This is a genomic window from Tenacibaculum sp. FZY0031, assembly GCF_036350695.1.
Lineage (GTDB): Bacteria > Bacteroidota > Bacteroidia > Flavobacteriales > Flavobacteriaceae > Polaribacter.
This window is the reverse complement of sequence record NZ_JAZDVY010000005.1, coordinates 360649-367182: the sequence shown is the minus strand read 5'-3', so window position 1 is coordinate 367182 and position 6534 is coordinate 360649. Positions and strand designations below refer to the sequence as shown.

Below are 6534 nucleotides of genomic sequence, written 5' to 3'. Positions count from 1 at the left end.
GAACCTTGTTACTACCAAATACTTCTCGATACAAAATTCCCTTCACTATGTTTCATGAATTTCACTCGAAGTGACAGTTTGTTGTTAATTTTTGGCTTGTTTTCTAAGGACGTTTTATTATCGTTATTGTGATGAGAGTAGAGAAAAGTACGGATAAACGCCGACCTATTTTTATGTTGCCAGAATTCAAGGTTATGGAGTACAAGAGAATCCAAAGAGTTTACGGTCTGGATTCGAATACGGAATACAACGTAGAATTCAAAAAAGGAAAAATAAGTCTTGATTTTTTGTTTCGTTTTGTATCAAGACAAAATGAAAGTATATGTTTGTGAGAACCCCGATTTATGAGATTTCTCAGACTTTGCTACTTCTCGGTTCGAAATGACGGTTCTGTTTATTGTAGTATTGTTCTTTTTCCATTGATGAAAAAGAACCAAAAAATCTAGTCTTTCGAAACCTTCACTCGAAAATTATTATCCTCGAAACTAAATGAAAAGAACTCGCTGTCGCTCAAACAGCTTTTAATTTTTGACGTTTCTTGCGGTGTAATTTTCGGCTTGTTTTCTAAGGACGCTTTGTAACCGTCATTGCGAGGAGAGTAGAACGAAGCAATCTTTTTCTCGACTACTGTCACCTCGAATCGATATAAGAGGTCTCAAGGTTGTGAGTAACTAATATCCATTTAAGAGATTACGTCACCGTACTGTGTTCAATTCATAATGACGTTGAGATGTCAGTTCGAGTGATTTTGTGTAATCAAGTGGAACAAAATAGTATCGAGAACCTTGTTACTACCAAATACTTCTCGATACAAAATTCCCTTCACTATGTTTCATGAATTTCACTCGAAGTGACAGCTTATTGTTAATTTCAAGCTTGTTTTCTAAGGACGTTATATGTAATGTTGAGTGGAATAATAAAGAAGGATCAACTTATTTTAAAGTTAACTCTCTATGCTCAATACCCCATTTAACCATCACGTCTAAGGCAGTATGTAATCGCATTCCCGATTCTGTTAATTCATATTCAACCGTAACAGGAGTGGTATCGTAAATGGTACGCTTAATAATTCCGTTAGCTTCCAAATCTTTCAATTCTTTAGATAACATCCTTGGAGAAATTTTTCCAATATTTCGTTGCAATTCTTTAAAGCGCATTTTACCATATAACAAGCTACCAATGATAGATAGTTTCCACTTTCCGCTTATTACATTTAAAGTGTCTCTTAATGCTAATACATATTGAACAGAGCATCTTTTTAGCTCTTCCATTTGAACAACTGCTTCCATGTTTTTTTAGTTGGTATACTTTTGCATACTGGTATACTAAAGTATAGTAGTTACTTTTATATAGCAAATATACATACTTTTGTGATATAAAAACAAGTAAACATAAAAGAATGAAACACTTAGTAATTGTAACACACCCAAATATAGAGGAGTCAAAAGTTAACAAAACTTGGATAGATGAGCTGGAACAGCATGATGATAAAGTAACCATTCACCAACTATATAAAGAGTATCCAGATTTAAATATCGATGTAGCAAAAGAGCAAGAAGTATTATTGAATCATGATAGCATTATTATTCAATTTCCGTTGCATTGGTTCAATACGCCATTTTTATTAAAAAAGTGGATGGATGAGGTATTAACGTATGGTTGGGCTTTTGGACCAGATGGAGATAAGTTAAAAGGGAAAAAATTTCGTTTATCGGTATCAACAGGAGGTACTGAAGAAACCTATAATAGTTTCGTATCTTTAGAAGACTTATTAAAATCAGTAACTGTTTCGTTTCAATATTGCGGATTAGAAATGTTACCATTACACGTGTTTTACGGAGCTAATGACAATCCGAAGCTTGAAGACATAAAAGTAAATTCTAAACAATACGCAGATTTAATCTTATAATTATAAAAACCATAAACAATGAAAAATTTAAAAAATCCTCTAGTGTTCGTATTCATTGCATTTGCAACACTATCGTTTACTACCATTACAAAAGAAGTTAAAAAAGTAAATACCAAAGAAAGTAAAGTGGTATGGAAAGGGTATAAAGTAACAGGTTCTCACGAAGGAACGGTTAGTTTACAATCAGGAGTATTAAACTTTGAAAAAGAGAAATTAGTAGGAGGGGAGTTTACAATAGATATGACTTCTATAGCAGTGACAGATTTATCAGGAAAGTACCAAAAGAAATTAGAAGATCATTTAAAATCAGATGATTTTTTCGGGGTGAATAATCATCCAACAGCAAAATTAGTTTTTACTAAGGTGAAAGCTAAAGGAAAGAATTCGTACGAAGTAACAGCTGACCTAACAATTAAGAATAAAACAAATTCTGTAACTTTTCAAATTTCTGTTTACGGAGGAAAAGCAACAGCATCGTTAAAAGTAGATAGAGCAAAGTATGATGTGAAATACGGTTCTACAAGCTTTTTTGATGGTTTAAAAGATAAAGCAATTTACGACGAGTTTGATTTGGTTGTTGATTTGGTTTTTTAAAACCCAACTAAGATTGTATGCATGCCTCAAACATTGGTTTGGGGTATGTTTTTAAAATAGAGTTAAAGAAGAATCCCTTATGAAACGAACGACGTTTTTACAGTTATTAGGGTTAGCATCAGTAAATTTGAGTATGGGAACATTAAGTGGGTTAAAAAAGTTATCAGATAGTTTACCTGTTTCTCAAACAATGCCAGTATTGTTTTTAGGGCATGGAAGTCCTATGAATGCGATTGAAGAGAATGAGTTTACGAGAGGTTTTCAACATATTTCAAAAACACTTCCAAAGCCAAAGGCAATCATTTGTGTTTCGGCACATTGGTTTACCAAAGGAACAAAAGTAACAGCAATGGAGATGCCCAAAACAATTCATGATTTTGGTGGTTTTCCTCAAGAGTTATTTGAACAGCAATATCCAGCAATCGGAAGCCCTGAACTAGCAAAAGAAACCAAACAATTGTTACATCCTAATTTTGTAGAATTAGATGAGCATTGGGGGTTAGATCATGGTGCTTGGACCGTATTAAAACATTTATTTCCGAAGGCTGATATACCTGTAATTCAATTGAGTATTGATTATACCAAAGACGCTAACTATCATTTTGAATTAGCCAAACAGCTAACATCGTTAAGACAGAAAGGTGTATTGATTATTGGTAGTGGAAACATTGTTCATAATTTACGAATGGTTGACTGGAAAAATTTTGATAAGGATAATTACGGATATGATTGGGCTATTGAAGCAAGAGAAACGGTTAATACATACTTATTAGAAGGAAATTATCAACCTTTGATTGATTATACAAAACAGTCAAAAGTTTTTCAGCTAGCAATACCAACACCAGATCATTATTTACCGTTAATTTATAGTTTAGGATTGCAACAAAAAAATGAAGAAATTCAGCTTTTTAATGATAAACTATTAGCGGGTTCTTTAAGTATGACTTCCTTAAAAATAGGGTAATAAAAAAGTCTGTATAGATGGGGTCTACACAGACTTTTTATAAAAAATAAGGAGGGGTTACGATTTTTGTTTTATTGCATTAATCGTTGTTCTTACCACAAACCAGCAGAAACATACAATACCTAAAGAGAATACAATATCTCCTATCATTCGCATCCATTTTAAAGTTTGTACTGTAGGATTGTATAATAACTCAGGGTCTCTGGCAAAAGAATATCCTTTGGTAATTGAAGTATATGCTTGAATGATACCTACTGGTAATAAGCTTAATACCACCATTAATACCAATCCACCGTTTAAAAACCAAAATGCATTTTTTACGAGTTTTTCGTTCCAGGCAATGTTTGAATACAAGCGTAGGCAGATTAAAATAAAGCCCATACCTAACATACCGTATACTCCAAATAGTGCAGTATGTGCGTGTACCGCAGTTGTGTTTAACCCTTGGATGTAGTACAATGCAATAGGAGGATTGATTAAGAACCCGAAAACACCAGCACCGACCATGTTCCAAAAGGCAACAGCAATAAAGAAAAAGATAGGCCATTTGTAACGTTGAATCCAAGCATTCTTTTTCAATAAATTCCAGTTTTCTCTAATTTCAAAGCCCATTAAGGTAAGTGGAACCACTTCTAAAGCACTAAACGTAGCTCCTAAGGCAATGGCTTGTACTGGAGTTCCCGAATAATATAAGTGGTGTAAGGTGCCAATGATACCACCTGCTAAGAAAATTGTTGCTGATGCTATCGCTGTTTTTCCTGCTGTTTTGGTTGAAATAATTTTCATTCGAGAGAAAATATAGGCAATAATCACCGTCGCAAATACTTCAAAGAATCCTTCTACCCATAGGTGTACGAGCCACCATCTCCAATAATTAATTACAGGTAGTGAACTGTTTTCTCCATACATTAATCCTGAGAAAAAGAACATACCAATAGCAACTACAGCTATTAATAGGATAGAAAGTAAATGTTTTGAGTCGTCTTTTTTACGGATACCATAGAGCACGTGTCTACCAACCATAATTACCCATAAAATTAAACCAATACCTAAGAATATTTGCCAGAATCTACCTAAATCCATGTATTCGTATCCTTGGTGGCCAAAGAAGAAATTAGTAGTTAAATCCAAAAATTGATGTACACCTAACCATTCTCCTAGCATAGAACCCAAAACAATAATTAACAAGGCGATAAACAAGAAATTGATTCCGAAAACTTGGTACTTCATTTCTTTACCGCTGATAATTGGAGCTAAGAATAATCCTGTTGCTAACCATGTAGCGGCAATCCAAAATACAGCAAGTTGTGTATGCCAGGTTCTAGAGATAGAATACGGAAGATATTCTGATAAATTAAAACCAAAGAAAGCTTGACCTTCTACTGTATAGTGCACAGTAACAATACCCAATACAACTTGTAATACAATAAGAAGTGAGATGACTAAAAAGTATTTTAATACTGCTTTTTGAGAGCTGACTAACTTTAAGTCTAATAAAGGATCGTTGTTTGGGTTTGTTACTGCTTCTCCTTTTTCATGATTTCGAATGTAGTAATAGGTCAACACTCCAATAAATAGTAACAATAAAATTATTGAGAACCCTGACCAGAGTTGTGAATCGGGAGTAATTGTATTGTTAATTAACGGTTCATGAGGCCAGTTAGAAGTATAGGTATAGTCTTGATTGGGTCTTTCTGTACTGGCAGCCCAAGAAGTCCAGAATAAAAAAGCATTAAGTTTAGCCAGTTTTTCAGTATTGGTTAAGGCACCTTCTGGAATGGCATATTGTTCATGACCCTCTGAAAAAATGCTTGCATAATACGCAGCGTTTGCTTCAATGGCTTCTTTTCGCTCTTTAGAAATTGTTATTGATTGGTCTTTTTCATTAAAGGTGTTGGTTCTAATATCTTTTACCAAACGAGCTTTTAAAGCAGCTTTGTTTTCTTCATCTAAAGCATCATAGTTGGTATTAAAGTCTTTTTTAGCCCAGTAGTTTAATAAGTAAACAGCTTCTTTGTGAATCCAATCAGCTGTCCAGTCTGGAGCTACATAACTCCCATGACCCCAAATAGATCCGACTTCCATACCTCCAATAGATTCCCAAACATTTTGTCCATCTTGTATGTCTTTTTTAGTGTATATAGTTTCATTACTTCCGTTAACTTTTACTGTTTCAGGTATAGGGGGTTGGGTTTGATAAATTTCTGTACCTACCCATATTAATGCAATAAATGATAATACCACTACTGCAATAAATCCAGTCCAAATTTTTCTCATTATTAATTGTTTAATTGATTTTCTAATTTGATTGCTTTTTTAAATAGAATGTTATTTTCTAAATGAATGTGTTTGTGTAAGTCTTCTTCAAACTCCTGTAGCATGGCTAAAGCAACTTTATAAGTGTTACAAGCATCTTCAGGTGGAGTGTAATTATTGGTAAGTTTTGCAATTGTTCTAAATCTACTACCTTCATTATCATGTTCAGTATGCATCATGTTTATAGGGTTTTCTACTGTACCAAAGGGAGGAGGAGTAAGGGGCGTATTTGAATTACTCGCCTCAACTAACTTTTTTATAAAAGGAAATAAAATAAGTTCCTCTTTTTTCATATGGGTGGTAAGTTCTCCGGCACTTTCTTTAAAGAGTTGCAAAACCTCGTGTAGCTCAGGATGGTTGTTACCATGTACCTTAGCTATTTTAGTTAAGTACTCTAAAATTTCAGGAATTTGTTTTTCTACATAGGTATGATGATTTTGATAGATGTAATCACACAAAAAATCTAAGGACCAGTTTTGATAGTCGTTAGTAGATTTTGAACCTCTATCAATTCGGATGAGTTTATTGATCAATGTATCTGGAACAATGTTTTTCTTTGTTGAAACTTCTTGAATAGTTCTGTTACCATTGCAGCAAAAATCAATTCCGTATAGTTTAAAAATTGTAGCTGTTTTATAGTTATTCGCAACGATATCTGCTACTGTTGTGTTGTTATTTATCTCCATTTTGTTTCTGTTTATAGTTTATAAATTATAAAAAGACCTTTTTATCTTTTATTATTGTAAATTTT

At 33.5% G+C, this 6534-nt stretch carries 6 protein-coding genes; 3 read left to right on the top strand and 3 right to left on the bottom strand.

Features of this window, described 5'->3' with window-relative positions:
- Positions 1-932: 932 nt before the first annotated feature.
- A complete protein-coding gene (locus V1T75_RS09555; protein WP_125344477.1) occupies positions 933-1289 on the bottom strand; it encodes a winged helix-turn-helix transcriptional regulator in 357 nt (118 codons plus the stop codon).
- Positions 1290-1399: 110 nt separating this feature from the next.
- On the opposite strand from V1T75_RS09555, the gene V1T75_RS09550 reads away from it, so the two are divergent.
- The 3 genes from V1T75_RS09550 to ygiD all read left to right on the top strand — a co-directional run bounded on the left by V1T75_RS09550 (position 1400) and on the right by ygiD (position 3467).
- Positions 1400-1909: an NAD(P)H-dependent oxidoreductase gene (locus V1T75_RS09550; protein ID WP_330488317.1), complete on the top strand. Its 510-nt coding sequence runs from the start codon at positions 1400-1402 to the stop codon at positions 1907-1909.
- An 18-nt stretch (positions 1910-1927) separates the two neighbouring features.
- Positions 1928-2503, top strand: coding sequence for a YceI family protein (locus tag V1T75_RS09545; protein ID WP_330488316.1), 576 nt, complete (start codon positions 1928-1930; stop codon positions 2501-2503).
- Positions 2504-2636: 133 nt separating this feature from the next.
- Positions 2637-3467 (top strand): 4,5-DOPA dioxygenase extradiol, encoded by an 831-nt coding sequence (gene ygiD, locus V1T75_RS09540; RefSeq protein ID WP_330488322.1) that lies wholly within the window; start codon positions 2637-2639, stop codon positions 3465-3467.
- 57 nt (positions 3468-3524) lie between these two features.
- Here the strand turns inward: ygiD and V1T75_RS09535 are convergent, their stop codons facing one another.
- Together V1T75_RS09535 and ric are read right to left on the bottom strand one after the other, a co-directional pair.
- The gene (locus V1T75_RS09535) at positions 3525-5744 is read right to left on the bottom strand and encodes a nitric-oxide reductase large subunit (protein WP_330488315.1); all 2220 of its coding nucleotides are present in this window, start codon (positions 5742-5744) and stop codon (positions 3525-3527) included.
- A gap of 2 nt (positions 5745-5746) precedes the next feature.
- Positions 5747-6469 carry an iron-sulfur cluster repair di-iron protein gene (gene ric, locus V1T75_RS09530; protein ID WP_330488314.1) on the bottom strand — a complete coding sequence of 241 codons (723 nt, stop codon included), beginning with the start codon at positions 6467-6469 and terminating at the stop codon, positions 5747-5749.
- Positions 6470-6534: the final 65 nt, after the last annotated feature.